The organism is Micromonospora sp. NPDC049203, from assembly GCF_043197215.1.
GTDB lineage: Bacteria > Actinomycetota > Actinomycetes > Mycobacteriales > Micromonosporaceae > Micromonospora.
The window spans coordinates 139,102-155,089 of record NZ_JBICSV010000009.1; the positions used below are offsets into that span (position 1 = coordinate 139,102).

Genomic DNA, 15,988 nt, shown 5'->3' on the forward strand with positions numbered 1-15,988 from the left:
TTCCTCTCACGGGCTGGTGCAGGTCAGGGACGGGGTGGAGGGCGAGCCGTTCGCCACGAAGCCGAACGTGGTCGAGCCGGACGCCGGCACCGAGCCGTTGTATTCCGCGTTGCGGACGGTCGCAGTGGAGCCGCTGGTGCTCAGCGTGCCGCTCCAGACCTGGCTGATGCTCTGGCCGCCGGCGAGGTTCCACCGCACCGACCAGCCGTTGAGCGCCGCGGCGCCGGCGGTGACCGTCACCTCGGCCTGGAACCCGCCGGACCAGGAGTTTGTGGTGCGGTAGGTCGCGGTGCAGGCGCCACCGGACGGCGGCGGCGTGGTGGGCGGCGGGGTCGTGGGCGGCGTGGTGGTCGGCGGGGGATCGATCGGCGGCGGCGTGGTGGTCGGCGGGTTCGTGGGCGGGGGAGTGCTCCCGGCGGGGGTGAACCGCCAGTGGTCGATGTTGAACAGCGAGCCGCTGCCGCCGGTGAACCGCAGGTACAGGTCGTGGGTGCCGGTGGCGCCGCTGACCGCGCAGGTCGTGTCGGCCCAGGTCTGCCAGCCGCCGGTGCCGGAGACCCGGCAGGTGCCCACCACCGGGCCGCCGGTGCCGTCCAGGCGCAGCTCGATGGTGCCGCCACTGCCGGCCGAGGCCACCCGCGCGGTGAACGAGGCCGCGCCGGTGCCGAAGGCGACGCCCTTGACCTTGATGTAGTCACCGTTGTCGACGAAGCCGACGTTCATCCCCCCGCCGCTGGCCGGCTCGGTCTCGATCCCCTGCCCCCAGGCGATCGTCTCCGCCTCCTGCCGGACGTACGGGTTGAGCGTGCCCACCTGAGGTGCGCCGGTGGTGGTCATGTTGATCGTGGGGATCGAGCCGTCCGCGCCGTAGGAGAACTTCTCCACCGCCACCGACCTGGTGAAACCGCCGCCGCCGGGCAGGGCCCCGTTGTGGTAGAAGAGGTAGGAGCCACCCTTGAAGTCGACGATCCCGGGGTGGTTGGTGAAGCTGCTGCCCTGGGTGGGCATGACCGTGCCGCGGTAGGTCCACGGCCCCAGCGGGCCGGGCGCCGTCGAGTAGGCGAGGAACTCCGAGCAGCACTTGGCGGCGAACACGTTGTAGTAGATGTTGTTGCGCTTGTAGACCCAGGGCCCCTCCTCGTAGAGGGTGGGCCGGTTCGCGTCTCCGGTCCGCGTCCCGAAGCCCGCGGTGGTCAGCGGGATCTGCGTCGGGCTGCCCGAGTACGAGGTCATGTCCGAGTTCAGCTTCACGTACCACAGGCGCGGGTTGCCCCAGTACAGGTATGCCTGGCCGTCGTCGTCGATGAACACGGTGGGGTCGATCTCGCCGTTGCTCACCAGCGGGCGCCCGATGGCGTCCCGGAACGGCCCGGTGGGGCTGTCCGCCACCGCCACCCCGATGCCCATCTGGCCGGTCGCCCGCACGACCATCGGCACGTACCAGTAGAACTTGCCGTTGCGGTAGACCGCCTGACCGGCCCACGCGTCCTGCTTGGCCCAGCTGAACGTGGCGAGGTTGAGCGGTGAGCCGTGGTCGGTCCAGTTGACCATGTCGTCGGACGAGTAGACCCGCCACTCCTTCATGGTGAACCAGGTCGAGTTGTCCTCGTCGTGGCCGGTGTAGAGGTAGACGCGGCCGTTGTAGACCAGCGGTGCCGGGTCGGCCGTGTAGATGTTCTGCACGATCGGGTTGTCCGCCCGGGCGGCGGTCGGGCTCAGCTCTCCGGCGATGACCGGGGCCAGCCCCAGCAGGGCGAGCATGGTCACGGCCAGCGCGAGCCATCGTCTGGTCCGGCGGTCGGTTCTCCATAGCGTTGACGTCACAGGTCATCTCCCCGGTTGGCCGCGCCGCGGCGGATGGGTGTGGTAGGTCGGGCCGTCATGCCCGGCTCCATTTCTGGCTGCTGCCGCCCGTGCAGGCGGACAGGACGATCGCGGTGCCGTTGCCGGTCCCGCCGCCGTTCGGGCTCAGGCACAGTCCGGACTGGACGCCGGTGATCGTGCCGTCGGTGTTGACGTTCCACTGCTGGTTGGTGCCGCCGTTGCAGTCCCAGATGATGACCCGGGTGCCGGACGAGGTGCCCTGGCTCTCGGCGTCGAGGCACTTGCTGCCGTACACCTGGAGCTGGCGGCCGGAGGTCGCCGTCCACTGCTGGTTCGCGCCGCCGTTGCACTCCCACAACGTCACCTGCGTGCCGTTGGTCTGGGACTGGTTCGGCACGTCCAGGCAGCGGCTGGAGTTGGGGTTGAGCAGCGCGCCGCTCGTACCCCCGGGGTTGCCGCCCGGGCCGGCGACCACCGACAGGTTGTCGAACTGGGCGGTCCCGCCCTGGCTGGTGCCGAAGCCGACCTGGCCGGTGCCGAACGTGGAGTCGGTGGCCGTGCCGACGGTCGTGCCGTCGATGGTCGCGGTGATGGTGGTGCCGGAGAAGCCGAGCGCGAGGCTGTGCCAGCGGTTGGTGCCCAGCGCGGCGACGTTCCCGCTGCGCAGAGTGACGAGCTGCCCGGCGGTGTTGTTGCGCAGGATGGACCACGCGCCGGAGTCGGTGACCCGCAGGAAGTAGGCGTTGTACCGGCCGATCGGGTCCAGGTTGGTGCTGCCGACGCGCCCCATGATCTGGGCGTAGCCGGCCTGTTCGAGCAGGACGTCGGCGGAGACCGTGTAGTTGCCCCAGCTCAGGTTCCCGCCGTAGGTCGCCGGGTCGGCGAGCGTCTTCCAGGTGATCGGCGCCTGCGCGGACATCTGGCGCAGGCACATGCCGGCCCGCCCGCCGCCGCAGCCGACGGTCTCGAACGCGCCCTGCATGTCCTGGAGGTACTTCGGGAACCGTCCGCTGGCGTAGCCGTCGAAGTCGTCGCGGTACGGCAGGCCCAGCGAGCCCTGCGCCGGGCTGCTGGCGGTGCCCTTGCCCTGCCCGCTGGTGGTGGTGACGGTGTAGAGGTGACCGGGCTGGACGGTGAGCGAGAACGACCCGCCCGACGGGGTGATGTCCGCGCCGCGGACGAAGAAGTCGTTCGGGTTCGTCGAGTTCAGGTTCGTGGCCCAGATGTGCACCTGGCCGGTCGACAGCCCGCCGGTGATGTTCATGGTGACCTGCTGGGCCGCGGTGGCGTCCATGGTCTCGATGACCGTGCTGTAGTCGCCGCTGCTGGTCGACCGCAACGATACGTAGCTGCCGTTGTTGCGGTTGCCGCCCAGGTAGCCCGAGGACGAGTCCAGGTAGCGCCAGCCGGGCGCGGTGAACTGGGTGGTGTGCGCCAGCGCCCAGGTGTTCTTGCCGACCGAGTACCAGCCGGACCACGGCTGGTTGGCCAGGATCAGCCCGACAGTGGACCAGGGCAGGTTCGGCGTGATCGCCGCGATCAGGTCCCAGTTGAGGTAGGCGACCATCCGGCCGTCGATGTAGCCCCGGTTGATGCCGCGGGCGAGGGGCTTGGCGCCGTCGTTGTAGTCCTGCGATCCGCCCTCGCTGTTCCACAGCGTCTTGCCGGTGCTGGTGGCGGTGGACGAGACGGTGCAGGTGGTCTGCGCGCTGAGGTAGCCGCACGGGTAGTGGCCGCTGAGCACGTCGATGCTGTTGCGTAGCGTGGTGTTGCTGGCGACCGCGTTCGCCGGGCCCCAGCTGCCGGGGTAGTCGTCCCCGTAGATGATCTTCACACCGCTGTAGCCGTTGGCGTTCAGCGCCTGGCGCAGGCTGATGGTCCAGTTGGCGTCGGTGCGCTTCTCGTTCTGGGCGGCGGTGATGTAGTCCATGGTGAGGTTGTGCTGCCGCGCGCAGCCCAGCCAGCTCACGAAGTAGTCGATCATGTCCTGGGACATGAAGTTGCCGTTGCCGATCCAGCCGGGAGCGCCCCACGGCAGCGCCGCCAGCTTGATGGCGGGGTTGCGGGCCTTGGCCTGCTCCATGATCCACCACTGGTAGCCGCGGTTGCAGTTCAGGTCGCCCCGCACGTGTGCGTGGCTCGGCTCCGAGCCGCTTGTGGAGTTGGTGTCGCCGCCCATCTCGACCTTGAGGATCTGCAACGCGGCGCCGTAGCCGGGCTTGAACAGGTAGTCCAGGATCTGTCCGCGCTGCGGCTCCGGATAGTCGATCAGCAGCCGGCTGTTGCCGCCGCCGCCGCTGACCGCGCCCACCCCGTCGAACGTCTGGCCGCCGGAGGTGCCGTTGACGGTGATCGTGGTGGCCGCCTGCGCGGGTCCGGCGGTGAGGGTCAGGCCGCCGGCGGCGGCAAGGACGCTGGCGGCCAGCGCCGCCAGCAGTCGGGGGCGACGGCGCCTCCGACTCGGTTCGGACATGACGAGTCCTTTCACGAATGCGGGGTGTGGTCGCTTGCCTCGCCCGCCGGTCAGCGGTAGCCGGCGGCGACGATGTCGGCTTGGACGGCGTTCTCGGTCGCGTCGGACGGATAGCCCGCCACCATGGCGCCCTCGTAGAAGGTGCCGGCGCTGAGGTTCGCGCCGCCGCCGGGCTTGCAGCAGTCGCCGCCGCTGCCCAGGATGATGGCGCCCTGCTTGCGCATCGGGCTGTAGCCGGCCGGCAGCGACCCGTCGTAGAGCGTGGCGAGGCCACCGGACTGGGCGTTGCTCCCCTTGATGGCGAACCGCGAGGTGCCGTTGTTCTTCAGGGTGGCGGTGACGAACCGGTTGGTGAAGGCCCGCTGGTTCGGGTTCCAGGACTGGCTGCCACCCGGGTAGAGACCCCACTCCAGGTCGGCCTGCACCCAGGGGCCGCTGCCGGAGCAGCCGCCGAACCAGCAGCTGGTGCTGAAGTTGATCGCGTCCATCGCCCCGGCCGCGTCGGCGCTGCGGGTGGTCTCGCTGTTGCCGTAGTCGAAACAGCAGCCGCTGTTGACGTGGGTGCCGCTGGTCACCATGTACATGCCCTCGGGGGCCGCGCCGGTGGGGACGCCGGTCAGGTGGCCGTCGCGCCAGTAGCTGTTCCCGGGATTGATGTAGAGCGAGTACGCCCGGGCGCCCCCGACCGTCAACGACTCGCTCGTCGCGTTCGCGGGCCGGCTGGAGGTGGAGCCGGGGACCTGCGCGGAGCCCTGGTACCACAGGTCGTTCCCGCGTCCCGACTGGTCGAACACGGCGGTGATCACGCAGCTCGTACCGGCGCAGAACGCGTCCTGTGCGGCGGCGTCGGCGTAGCCGCCGTTGCCCAGCAGCCCGATGTTGCGGGTGGCGTTGTCGGAGGCGCGGCGAACCTGGTAGAGGTTGCCGCCGTACGCCGAGAACAGCGCCCGGGTGGTGCTGTGCGCGGCCACGCACGGCGTGCCGCCCGCGGCGTAGATGTCGCACGGCCGCCCGCCGGGCGGGGGCGTCGAGGTGGGCGGCGGTGACGACGGCGTGGCCGAGGTGTTCCACCGCTGGTTGGCCTGGCCGTTGCAGGTCCACAGGATGATCCTGGTGCCGTTGGCGGTGCCCGCGTTCGTGGCGTCCAGGCACAGCCCGGACTGCTGGCCGGTGATGGTGCCGGCCGAGGTGACGTTCCACTGCTGGTTGGCCTGGCCGTTGCAGTCCCAGATGATCACGGCCGTGCCCGGGCTGGTGCCCTGGCCGTTGGCGTCCAGGCACTTGCTGCCGTACACCATGAACTGCTTCGCCGACGTGTACGTCCAGTTCTGCGGCGTGCCGCCCGTGCAGTCGTAGAGCTGCACCTGGGTGCCGTTCGTGGTGCTGCCGTTGGGGACGTCGACGCAGCGGCCGGACTGCGCGCCCACGATGGAGCCGGGCCCGGGGGCGGCCACGGCGTTTCGGCTCGAAGTGGCCAGGGCGGCACCGGCGACGACAAGGACGAGAATCAGCGCGGGGATGGTCAGACGGGATGGTCCGGATCGGACGGACCGGGGACGGGGGATCACCATGACGGCTCCTCGGGTACGCAGGGCTCCGCGGTCGTTCGTGCCGGCGCGGTGCCTCACGAGCTATGGATGGCCGCCGGTGCAAGCGCTAACACCTGTGAAGCAAGGGGTCTGACCAGCCTGGTGGTGGTGGCATGTCAGGTGGCAGTGTTAACGCAAACATCGACCAGTGTTAATTAGAGCACACCTCGGCGGGAAGCGGGATCTCGGTTTGCTCCCCGCCCAGCGCCGGGCCGGGGGCGGTCTGCCACCCCCGGCCCGGCGCCCCGAACGGGGTCGGCGGGCCGTCCTGGTCAGGGACTGGTGCAGGTGACACCGCTGGGCGCGGTGGCGCCGTTCCCGGTGGCCGTGAACCCGAACGTCGTGGAGGCGTTCGCGCCCAGGGTCCCGTTGTAGTCCGCGTTGCGGACCGACACCGAGCCGGTGGTGCCCGTGTTGACGCCGCTCCAGAGGCTGCTGATCGCCTGGCCGGAGGCCAGGGTCAGGCGTACGGTCCAGCCGTTGAGCGTCGCGGCGCCGTTGTTGGCCACGGTGACCTCGGCCTGGAAGCCGCCCGGCCAGGTGTTCACCGTCCGGTAGGTCGCCGTGCAGGCACCCGGCTGACTCGGCGGCGGCGTGGTGACCGGCGGAGTCGTGGGCGGCGCGGTGGTGACCGGCGGAGTGGTCGGCGGCGTGGTCGTCGGCGGCGCCGTGGTCGGCGGCGTGGTGGACGCGAACTGGCTGAAGAACCGCCAGATCTCCGCCGACGTCCAGGTCCGGGAGTCGTTCGGGCTCGACGACCCGTCGACCGGGCTGGGGGTGTGGTCGCCGTCGAACGCGGCCCACTGCACGGGGTAGCCCTCACGGCAGCCGGAGTACGCGGTGGTGATGTGCGTGAGGCTGCCCCGGCTCGGCTCGCGCGGGCTCTGCGCGGTGCAGCCGTTGTTGCGGACGAACGTGTCCCGCAGCGACCGGCCCATGGAGATGTTCAGCACGCTGTCGTAGATGCCGTGGATGCCGAAGTAGGCGACCGGCTGGGTGCCGCCGTTGCAGCCGCTGAGGTTGGCGCCGGAGATGACGGTGACCGCGCGGACGACATTCGGCCGGGCGCAGGCCACCGCGTAGCTCATCGCCCCGCCGTAGCTCCAGCCGAGCGCGAACCGTTGGGACGTGTCCACGCAGAGGTCGTTCTCGATCTGCCGGGAGATGTCGTCGAACAGAGTCAGGTCCCGGCCGTTGGTGTTGGCCCAGCCGTTGTCGATGCCCTGCGGCGCGACGAAGATCGTGCTGTTGTTCGACAACGGCAGCAGGCCGTAGTAGCCGGCCGAGGCGACGTTGTTCGCCGAGCCGTTCAACCAGTGGAAACCGAAGATCAGGCGGTACGGGCGGTTGCGGTCGTACCCGTCCGGGATGCGCAGGATGTAGCTGCGGTTCTGGCCGCCGCTGGAGATGGTGCGCGTACCGCTGGACAGCGTGGGCGCCTTGCCGCAGCCGGCTGTCGCCGCGAGCGTGCCGTTCGTCGACGCCTGCGCCGTCTCGCCGAGGCCGCCGTTGAGCGCGCCGCCGGCCGCCGCCGCGAGAAGCACCGCCGCGGCGGCGATGGATGAGAAGAGCCGTGTTCGTTTCGCCATTGACTGACTCCTTGCCCTTGGTGGCGGTGCAGGCCGGGCCGTCCGTCGATGCCGACGTCGCCTGCGAGAAGGGCGCGGAGCCGCGCGTGGGCCGGGGCCGAAGTCGTCCGTGGCCGCCTGCGTCGCGTGCATCGGCGGAGCGGCCCGGACTGGTCACCGACCGGCCGGGCGGCGAGGAGGGTGCCTCGGGACGCCTTGCCGGTTGTGGGGGTGACGGGGAGCGTGCCCTTCGCTCCCGTCCCGGAACATAGCAGGTTATCGATAACACATTCAACAGCTAACGCCGGGACGGGCCGTGCGGACCCGTCCCGGCGCTGGTCGCCGCGGTCTCGGCGGCCGGGCCGTGGGCCCAGCCTGTTAGCGATAACAGATGTCTCGCCGGCCCCGCCTCAGACCGCGCGGGCCAGGACGTCGTGGGCGGCTCGGGCCACGGCGGCGTCGATCATCCGGCCGTCCGCCGCGACGGCGACGCCGTGCCCGTGCCCGGTGACGGCGGCGAGACGCGCCACCACGTCCCGCGCGTCGGCCACCTCCTCGGCGGACGGGGTGAACACGTCGTTGATCACCGCCGCCTGCGCGGGATGGATCGCGGTGCGGGCCCGGAAGCCCTGCCGCAGCAGCATCCGGGTGCTCCGGTCCAGGCGCTCGGCGTCGCGTACCGCCGTCTCGACCGGACCCACCGGCGGCACCAGGCCGGCCGCGGCCGAGTGGAGCACCACAGCCGTGCGCAGCGGCCACAGCTCCTCCCGGTCCGGCCCCGGCCGCAGGCCCAGCTCGGCGGCGAGGTCCGCCTCGCCGAGGCCCAGCCGCAGGACCCGCGGCGCGGCGGCCACCCGGTCCAGGGTGAGCACGCCGCGCGCGGTCTCCAGCAGCGGCAGCACCCGCAGCGTGCCGGGCGGCAGCCCGCACGCCGACTCGGCCCGAGCCAGCGCCTCGGCCACCTCGTCGAGCAACTCCGGCTCGGCCTTGGGCACCACGACGCCGCGCAGCGCCGGGCCGGCCACCGCCGCCACGTCGGCGGTGGCCGAGTCGGCGTTGATCCGCACCCACCACTCACCGTCGCGCCGCGGCGGGTCGGCCAGGAACGCGGCCACGTTGTCCCGGGCCTGCGACTTGGCGGCCGGTGGGACCGCGTCCTCCAGGTCGCAGATCACGGCGTCGGCGTCGGCCGTCGCGGCCTTGGCGAGCTTCCTCGGCTCGTTCCCGGGCGCGTACAGGTAACTGCGCGGCGTACGGGTCACGCCGGCCGGGCCAGGTAACGCCCGCGGGGCGTGCCGACCACGGCGCCCGCCTCCAGGATCCGCTCGCCGCGCAGGAACGTGTCGGTGACCCGGGCGTTCAGCTCGAAGCCCTCGAACGGGGTGTACTCCTGCACCGACTCCGAGTCGGCGGCCCGCACCGTCCAGGTGTGGTCGTCGTCGACCAGGCAGAAGTCGGCGTCGAAGCCCTCGGCGATGTCGCCCTTGGTGCGCAGCCCGAAGCGCCGGGCCGGGTTCCACGCGGTCATCTCGGCGATCCGGTGGTACGGCAGGCCGCGGCGGCGGCCCTCGGAGACGAGGCCGGGCAGCAGGTACTCGGCGCCGCCGAAGCCCGACTTCGCCACGAACACGTCGTCCCGGGGCTCGCCGAACTTCACCTCGTCGCGGCAGCAGGCGTGGTCACTGACCACCCAGTCGATCTTGCCGTCCAGGACGTACTCCCAGAGCGCCTCGACGTCCTCGCGCGGCCGGATCGGCGGGTTCACCTTGGCGCCCAGGTTCGCGGTGTCGATGTCGGCGAGCAGGTGCCCGACGGTGACCTCGCGGCGGAAGTCGATGTGCGGGAACGCCTGCGACATCCGCAGGGCGGCGTCGACCGCCTTGCGGGAGGTCAGGTGCAGCAGGTTGATCGTCGGCAGGCCGGTCTCGTGGGCCAGGTACGACGCGATGCTCACGGCCAGGCCCTCGGAGTGCGGCGGCCGGGAGGCGTGGTACGCGGCCAGCCCGGACAGCGTCCCCTCCTCCTCCACCATCCGGGTGTACGCGTTCATGATCTCGGCGGTCTCGCAGTGCAGCGACAGCGAGATCTCGTCGGCCAGCTCGGGGAACCGCTCCCGGGCCGCCTGCACGCCGCGCATCACGAACTCGAAGTGCGCGTAGTCGTACCGCTCGTTCTCCGGGATCATCAGGAAACTGCTCTGGTCGGACGACCGGCCGTGCAGGCCGTGGCTGCCGTAGAACATGAACACCTTGAACGAGGTGACCCCGTGCCGCTCGACCAGCTCGGGGATCTCGCCGATGTGCTGCTTCGACATCGGCGCGAGGTGGAACGCGTAGTCCACGTGCGACCGCTCGGCGGTGGCGGCGAGCACCTCGGGGAAGAAGTCGGCGTACGCGCCACCCCGGTTCAGGTAGTACTGCCCGGTGCGCATGTAGGTGATGGCTGAGGTCACCCCGCCCTGGGCGCAGGCCCGGCTCTCCGAGGCGGCGTCCTGGTCCAGCGGGTTGTAGATCCCCCAGTGCTGGTGCGCGTCGACCACGCCGGGGAAGGCGAGCCTGCCGCCGCCGTCGACGACGGTCCGGGCCAGCGCCGGGTCGATGCCGGCGGCGACCCGCACGACGCGGCCGTCGCGGATGGCGATGTCCACCTGCCGCGGCTGCGTCCACTCGTGCCGCACCACGCGGACGTTTGTCACGAGGGTGTCAAAGGACGTCATGGGTTACTCCTTGAGGTGGGTGAGCCGGCCTCCAGGCGAGCCAGGGTCCGGGGGATCTCGTCGATCGAGTCGAGGGTGTCGAGGCGCAGCACCAGGTCCTCGACCCGGCGCGCGGCCTCGTCGGTGAGCCGGCCGGCGACGTTCTCCCGGAACTTCACCGCGAGTTCCTCGTCGCTGAGCGGGCGCTGCGGGCCGCCACGGTTGGCCAGCACCTCCTCGGTCCACTCCCGGCCGTCGTCCGTGCGGACCGTCACGATCGCCGGGAACTGGTTGGGAAAGATCGAGTCGCAGCGGTCGTCGGGGAGCACGTCGACGGTCGCCATCAGCGCGCGGCGGCGGGGATCGCGGGCCAGCTCGTCGGTGTAGTCGGTCAGCCCGACGCCGAGCCCGGAGCCGCCGAGCAGGCCCGCCACGACCGCGTACGGCCCGGAGAACTGCGCCTGGTAGCCGGTCTCCGGCGCCCGCTTGACCTCGATCGGCTGGCCGATCGTGCGGATCACCGCGGCGGGTACCCGCAGTTCGATGCGGCTGATCCGGTCCAGCGGCAGGCCGCGCTCGCGCAGCCGCAGCCCGGCGTCGATCGCGGCGTGGGTGAAGTGGTTGGCCGGGTACGGCTTGAAGAAGATCCCCGGCACCGACCACTCCTCGCCCAGCCGGTCGGTGACCTGGTCCAGGTCGACCTCGTCGCGCAGGAAGGCGCGGAAGAAGCCGAACCTGCCCTCCAGGACGGTCGGCGGGCCGGTGAAGCCGCGCTTGACGAGTTGCGCGGCGGTGACCGCCGAGTGCGCCGCCCATCCGCAGTGCAGTCGCTTGACGGTGCCGCCGGTGCGGTTGGCCTCGATGATGCCGGCGGAGAAGGAGGCGGTGACGCCGAGGGCGTTGGCGACCCCCTCGGAGCCCAGGCCGAACAGCAGCGCCGCCGAGGCGGCTCCGCCCATCGCCCCGCAGATCGACGTGGCGTGCTGCCCGTGCTCGAAGAAGACCGAGTTGCCCAGCTCGCGGTCGTACCCGGCCATGCCGAGACGGACGGCGACCTCCAGGCCGACCGCGACGGCGGCCGTCAACTGACCGCCGCTGGCCCCCGCCGCCTGGGCGGCGGCCAGCGCGGCCGGCACCACGCCGGCGCTGGGGTGCAGCACCGAGGGCAGGTGCGTGTCGTCGTAGTCGAGCGAGTGGGCGAGCACCCCGTTGGCGAAGGCGGCCTGCGCGGCCGGCACCGCCTCGGGCAGGCCGACGGCGTGCGCCTCGGGCCGGCCGCCCTGGTCGGCCACGAACCCGGCCGCCGCGGTGCTCGTCGGCAGCCGGTACGCGGCGACGCAGAGGCCCAGCACGTCGAGCACGCGCTGGCGGACGCTGTGCCGTACGTCGTCGGGCAGGCCGGTGTGCGTGGTGGCCGCGGCGAACGCGGCGAGCCGCTCGGCCAGCGTGGGCTCAGCCATGCCCGACCACCGCCAGCGGACGCACCGGCGAACCGGTCGCGCCGAACAGCGGCAGCGGCGCCAGGACCAGGGTGAACTCGTGTACTCCGGCGGCGGCCAGCTCCTCCAGCGCCATCGCCTCGATGATGTAGATGCCGCGTTCCACCAGAAGCACCCGGTGCGCCGGCAGAACGCTGTGCGCCGCACCCGGGCGCAGCCGCTCGAAGGCGATGGTGTCGGCCCCGACGGCGTGCACCGCGCGGTCGGCGAGCCACACCGCTCCGGCCTCGCCGACGCCCGGCACCCCGGACTCCAGGCCCATGTAGACGGTGCGGTCCTCGTGCTCGAAGAACCGGCCCCAGCCGCTGCGCACCAGGACGACGTCGCCAGCGCCGACGGGCGTGCCCTGGGCCGCCTCCGTGGCCGCGAGGTCGTCCGGCGTGATCTCGTAGCCGGCCGGGCAGCCGTCGCCGGCGCCGATCGCGCGGGGCACGTCCAGCAGCACGCCACGGCGCACCATCGGGGCGATCGTGTGCGCGCCGAGTTCCACGTACCGGCCGCCCCGGCCCGCCTCGACCGCGTCCGCCCCGCCGTGGAGCAGGCCGCGGTGCGAGACGTGGGCGAGCGCGTCGATGTGCGTGCCGACGTGCGTACCCATGGTGATCATGTCGTTCGCCGCGGAGCCGCCGTCGGACCGGACCATGTCCCCGTGCCGGCGGGGCAGGGAGTGCCAGTAGGCGGGGTGGTTGGGGGACTGCGGCATGCCGACGGAGAGCCGGCGGCCGAGGTCGTAGACGGTCACTCCGCCACGGACGGCCGCGAGCAGCGGATCGGCGACTGTGGCCTGGGTTGGGGGTGTCACGGGTTGTTCCTCACTCTTTTCGGAATCGGTCGACCGACCACGGGGGCGGTCAGGCGACGACCTTGCGCGCGCGCAGCTCGGCCAGGAACTCGGGCGTGCAGCCCAGCTCGGTGCCGAGCAGCTCGTCGGTGTCGGCGCCCAGGGCCCGTCCGGTGAACCGGATCGCGCCGGGCGTGTCCGACATCCGCCACATCACGTTGTGCATGCGCATCGGTCCGAGGTCGTCGTCCTGCACCGTGGTGATCATCTCGGTGGCACGGACGTGCTCGTCCTCCACCAGGTCCCGCGCGTCGTAGACGGGGGCGACGGCCGCGCCCGCCGCGCTGAACTCCCGCAACACCTCGTCGCGGGTACGCTCGGCGATCCATCCGCCCACGTACGCGTCGAGGAGGTCGGCGTGCGCGGCCCGCTCCCGGCCGGAGCGGAACCACGGCTCGTCGATGACCTCGGGGTGACCGACCAGGCGCAGGACCCGCTCGGCGATCGCCTGTGCGCTGGTGGACACGGCGACCCAGCTCCCGTCCCGGGTGCGGTAGGTGTTGCGCGGGGCGTTGTTCGTGGACCTGTTGCCGTGCCGCTGCCCGACGACGCCGAGCTGGTCGTACGCGATCGGCCCGGGGCCGACGGCGGTCATGATGGGTTCCAGCAGGCTCATGTCGACGACCTGGCCCCGGCCACTCCGGGCGTCGCGGGCGTAGAGGGCCATCACCGCGGCCGACGACGCGGCGATGCCGCAGATGCTGTCGGCCAGGCCGAACGCGGGCAGCGTCGGCGGGCCGTCCGCCTCGCCGGTCAGGTGGGCGAAGCCGCTCATCGCCTCGGCCAGCGTGCCGAAGCCGGGGCGGGCGGCGTAGGGGCCGGTCTGACCGAAGCCGGTGATCCGGACGATCACCAGCCCGGGGTTGACCTCGTGCAACCGGTCCGGGCCGACGCCCCACCGTTCCAGCGTGCCGGGGCGGAAGTTCTCCACCACGACGTCGGCGGTGGCGGCGAGCCGGAGGAAGAGGTCGGCGCCGTCGGGGTCGGAGAGGCTGAGCCCGACGGTCCGCTTGTTGCGCGAGATCTCCTTCCACCACAGCGGCACGCCGTCCTTGGCCTCGCCGTGGCCGCGCATGCTGTCCCCGGCGACGGGGTGCTCGATCTTGACGACGTCGGCGCCGTAGTCGCCGAGCAGTTGGCAGCAGAGCGGCCCGGCCAGAATGGTCGAGACGTCAAGCACCCGGATGCCGTGCAGCGGGCCGTGCCCGTCCGCCCGGTTCTCCCGTTCAGTCACCGCTGGTACCTCCTTACTCGTACGGTCCCGGTCATCCCGTCCACATCCCGCCGTTGACGTCGACAGTGGCGCCGTTGACGTAGCTCGCGCGTTCGCCGAGCAGGAACGCGATCGTCTCGGCGACCTCCGCCGGCTCGGCGGGCCGGCGCAGCGGCACCTGCCCGACCAGGTCCGACAGCTCCCGGGCGGACAGGCGCTCGGTCATCACCGACCGGACCGGTCCGGGCGCCACCGCGTTGGCCCGTACGCCCCGGCCGCCGAACTCCTTGGCGACGTTGCGGGTCAGCGCCAGCACACCGGCCTTCGCCGCCGCGTAGGCCGGCCCGGACATCGCGTTCCCGCCGTGCCGGCCGTTCACCGAGCTCATCAGCACGATCGCGCCGCCACCGGCCGCGAGCATGGCCGGCAGCACCGCCCGGACCACGACGTAGGCGCTGGTCAGGCTGTCGTCCAGCACCTGCCGCCACTGCTCGGGCGATACGTCCAGCAGCCCGCCGTGCCCGACCGACCCGGCCAGGTGCGCCACCCGGGTCGGCGCCTCGGGGAGCGCGTCCAGGAACCGGCTGACCTGGCGCGGGTCGGCGGCGTCCACGCCGTCGGCCCGGTCCAGCACGTGGACCGTCTCCCCGTCGCGGCGCAGGGCGTCGACCACGGCGGCGCCGATCGCCCCGCGTCCGCCGACCACCAGCGAGGTCATGACCGGCGGGTCCGGGTGTTGACGCCGGCCAGCTCACCGGTGGGGGTGACGCGGCCGGACTCCACCGCGGCCAGCCACTGGTCGGTGGCCCAGAGCAGCGCGTTGGCGCCGCGCGGCAGCAGCAGGTAGCTGATCGCCTCGGCGATGTCCCGCTCCCGCACCCCGGCGGCGTACAGCCGGTCGAGGTGGTGCAGGAACGCCTCCTCCTGCTGGTGCACCGCGTGCACCACCACGGCGATCAGGTCGGCCTCACGGCCGGACAGGTCCGGCGCGGCGGCGGCGAGCAGGGCGTGGTACCGGGCGAAGCCGTCCATCGGCAGCGTGGCCGCCCAGGCCCGCGCGGCGAAGAAGATCGGCCGCCACGCGGCCGCGGCCCCGGCCACCGCCGTCGCCTGCGCCATCTCGTCGGTGGTGAGCCCCGCGGCGTAGCCGCGCTCGACGTGCAGCGTGCCCACCGCCTCCTCGTCGGCGACGAGCAGACCGACCCAGATCAGCTCCCGCTCGCGGGCCGACAGGTGCCGCTCGTCGAGGGTGAACCGGCGGTAGAGCCGGGTGTACGCCTCCAGGAAGCCGGGCTCCGTGCGGGCGTACACCTCGTGGTACGACAGCAGGTAGCCGCGCTCGGCCCGGATCGCGGCGAGCTGATCGGGCTCGCTCATCGCTGCGACGGCCCGAGGCTCGGGGTCAACGAGGCGTCGCGGTCGTAGAAGGCGGGGATGAGACTGCCCAGGTCGTGGCCCGGCAGCGGGTCGCGGTAGTCGGTGCTGCCGAAGTCGTTCTTGCGGATCAGGGAGAGGTTGCCGGTGCGGCTGTAGAGCGGGCCGTGCCAGGTCTGCGGGCTGCGGAAGAAGTAGCCACCGGGCTTGACCACGCCACGGCGTCCCAGCATCAGGTCCCCGGCGATCTTGAAGGACTCCTCGTAGACCGGGTGCTTCTCCTCGTTGATCGCCGTGTATCCGGGCAGCATCCCGACCAGGAAGACGATGCCGGCCTCGTCGCGGCGCAGCCACCGGATCCGCACGTCGGCCGGCTGCGGCTCGTCGCCGCGCCAGCCCATCGACACCCACTCGTCGCGGGTCTCGTGCATCACGGTGAGCGTCCCCGACCCCGGTCCGGCGGCGAATTCCGGCGTGCTGTGCGGGCCGAAGTACAGCACCGTCTCACCGACGCCGGGCACCCAGTCGAGCTCGGTCATCGCCTGGGCGTGCAGGTAGGTGCCCGGGGCGTACGGCTCGTCGTTGACGGTGCCCCGGCCGGCGATCACGAAGATGTCGGCCTGGGCGCTCAGCACGCCCTGCTGCCGGTTGGTGAAGGCGAGCAGCTCGGTGCGGGCGCCGTCCTCCTCGTCGACCGAGAAGGTCTTGCGCAGGCCGCCGCCGTGGCCCGAGCCGAACTGACCGCCCGGGACCGGGGCCCAGGGCAGGTCTTGGGTCGAGATGAAGTCGACGTCAGGGCGATTCCACATGTCAGTCTGCACACCTTTGCCTCGGGGTTCCTGGGTGCCCATCCGAGATAAGGATTGTTCCTGTCAAACGAACGGTGGTTTCCCAGGCGGAACAAGGTGGATA

At 72.0% G+C, this 15,988-nt stretch carries 12 protein-coding genes; all 12 read right to left on the reverse strand.

Features of this window, described 5'->3' with window-relative positions:
• Positions 1 to 6: 6 nt before the first annotated feature.
• Positions 7 to 1,761 carry a family 43 glycosylhydrolase gene (locus tag ACGFIA_RS23425; protein ID WP_357480319.1) on the reverse strand — a complete coding sequence of 585 codons (1,755 nt, stop codon included), beginning with the start codon at positions 1,759 to 1,761 and terminating at the stop codon, positions 7 to 9.
• Positions 1,762 to 1,879: 118 nt separating this feature from the next.
• Entirely contained in the window at positions 1,880 to 4,297 is a 2,418-nt protein-coding gene (locus ACGFIA_RS23430) for a ricin-type beta-trefoil lectin domain protein (RefSeq protein WP_357480296.1), read from the reverse strand.
• Between the two features lie 50 nt (positions 4,298 to 4,347).
• The gene (locus tag ACGFIA_RS23435) at positions 4,348 to 5,751 is read right to left on the reverse strand and encodes an arabinofuranosidase catalytic domain-containing protein (RefSeq protein ID WP_393262044.1); all 1,404 of its coding nucleotides are present in this window, start codon (positions 5,749 to 5,751) and stop codon (positions 4,348 to 4,350) included.
• Positions 5,752 to 6,158: 407 nt separating this feature from the next.
• On the reverse strand, positions 6,159 to 7,475 hold the full coding sequence (locus ACGFIA_RS23440) for a cellulose binding domain-containing protein (RefSeq protein WP_357385807.1): 1,317 nt from the start codon (positions 7,473 to 7,475) through the stop codon (positions 6,159 to 6,161).
• Between the two features lie 389 nt (positions 7,476 to 7,864).
• Positions 7,865 to 8,716, reverse strand: coding sequence for a CoA ester lyase (locus tag ACGFIA_RS23445; protein ID WP_357480299.1), 852 nt, complete (start codon positions 8,714 to 8,716; stop codon positions 7,865 to 7,867).
• Complete coding sequence (locus ACGFIA_RS23450) at positions 8,713 to 10,170, reverse strand: dihydroorotase family protein (protein WP_357385811.1); 1,458 nt, start codon at positions 10,168 to 10,170, stop codon at positions 8,713 to 8,715. Before ACGFIA_RS23450 ends, ACGFIA_RS23445 begins: the two co-directional genes overlap by 4 nt.
• Positions 10,167 to 11,609, reverse strand: a complete 1,443-nt coding sequence (locus ACGFIA_RS23455; RefSeq protein WP_357385813.1) for an MmgE/PrpD family protein — start codon at positions 11,607 to 11,609, stop codon at positions 10,167 to 10,169. Before ACGFIA_RS23455 ends, ACGFIA_RS23450 begins: the two co-directional genes overlap by 4 nt.
• Positions 11,602 to 12,450, reverse strand: coding sequence for a cyclase family protein (locus ACGFIA_RS23460; protein ID WP_357385815.1), 849 nt, complete (start codon positions 12,448 to 12,450; stop codon positions 11,602 to 11,604). Before ACGFIA_RS23460 ends, ACGFIA_RS23455 begins: the two co-directional genes overlap by 8 nt.
• Positions 12,451 to 12,499: 49 nt before the next feature.
• On the reverse strand, positions 12,500 to 13,723 hold the full coding sequence (locus ACGFIA_RS23465; RefSeq protein ID WP_357480307.1) for a CoA transferase: 1,224 nt from the start codon (positions 13,721 to 13,723) through the stop codon (positions 12,500 to 12,502).
• 31 nt (positions 13,724 to 13,754) lie between these two features.
• On the reverse strand, positions 13,755 to 14,420 hold the full coding sequence (locus ACGFIA_RS23470; protein ID WP_357385819.1) for an SDR family NAD(P)-dependent oxidoreductase: 666 nt from the start codon (positions 14,418 to 14,420) through the stop codon (positions 13,755 to 13,757).
• A complete protein-coding gene (locus tag ACGFIA_RS23475) occupies positions 14,417 to 15,079 on the reverse strand; it encodes a carboxymuconolactone decarboxylase family protein (protein ID WP_357385821.1) in 663 nt (220 codons plus the stop codon). Before ACGFIA_RS23475 ends, ACGFIA_RS23470 begins: the two co-directional genes overlap by 4 nt.
• Positions 15,076 to 15,885: a hypothetical protein gene (locus ACGFIA_RS23480; RefSeq protein ID WP_357385823.1), complete on the reverse strand. Its 810-nt coding sequence runs from the start codon at positions 15,883 to 15,885 to the stop codon at positions 15,076 to 15,078. The genes ACGFIA_RS23475 and ACGFIA_RS23480 overlap by 4 nt, the downstream gene beginning before the upstream one ends.
• Between the last annotated feature and the right edge of the window lie 103 nt (positions 15,886 to 15,988).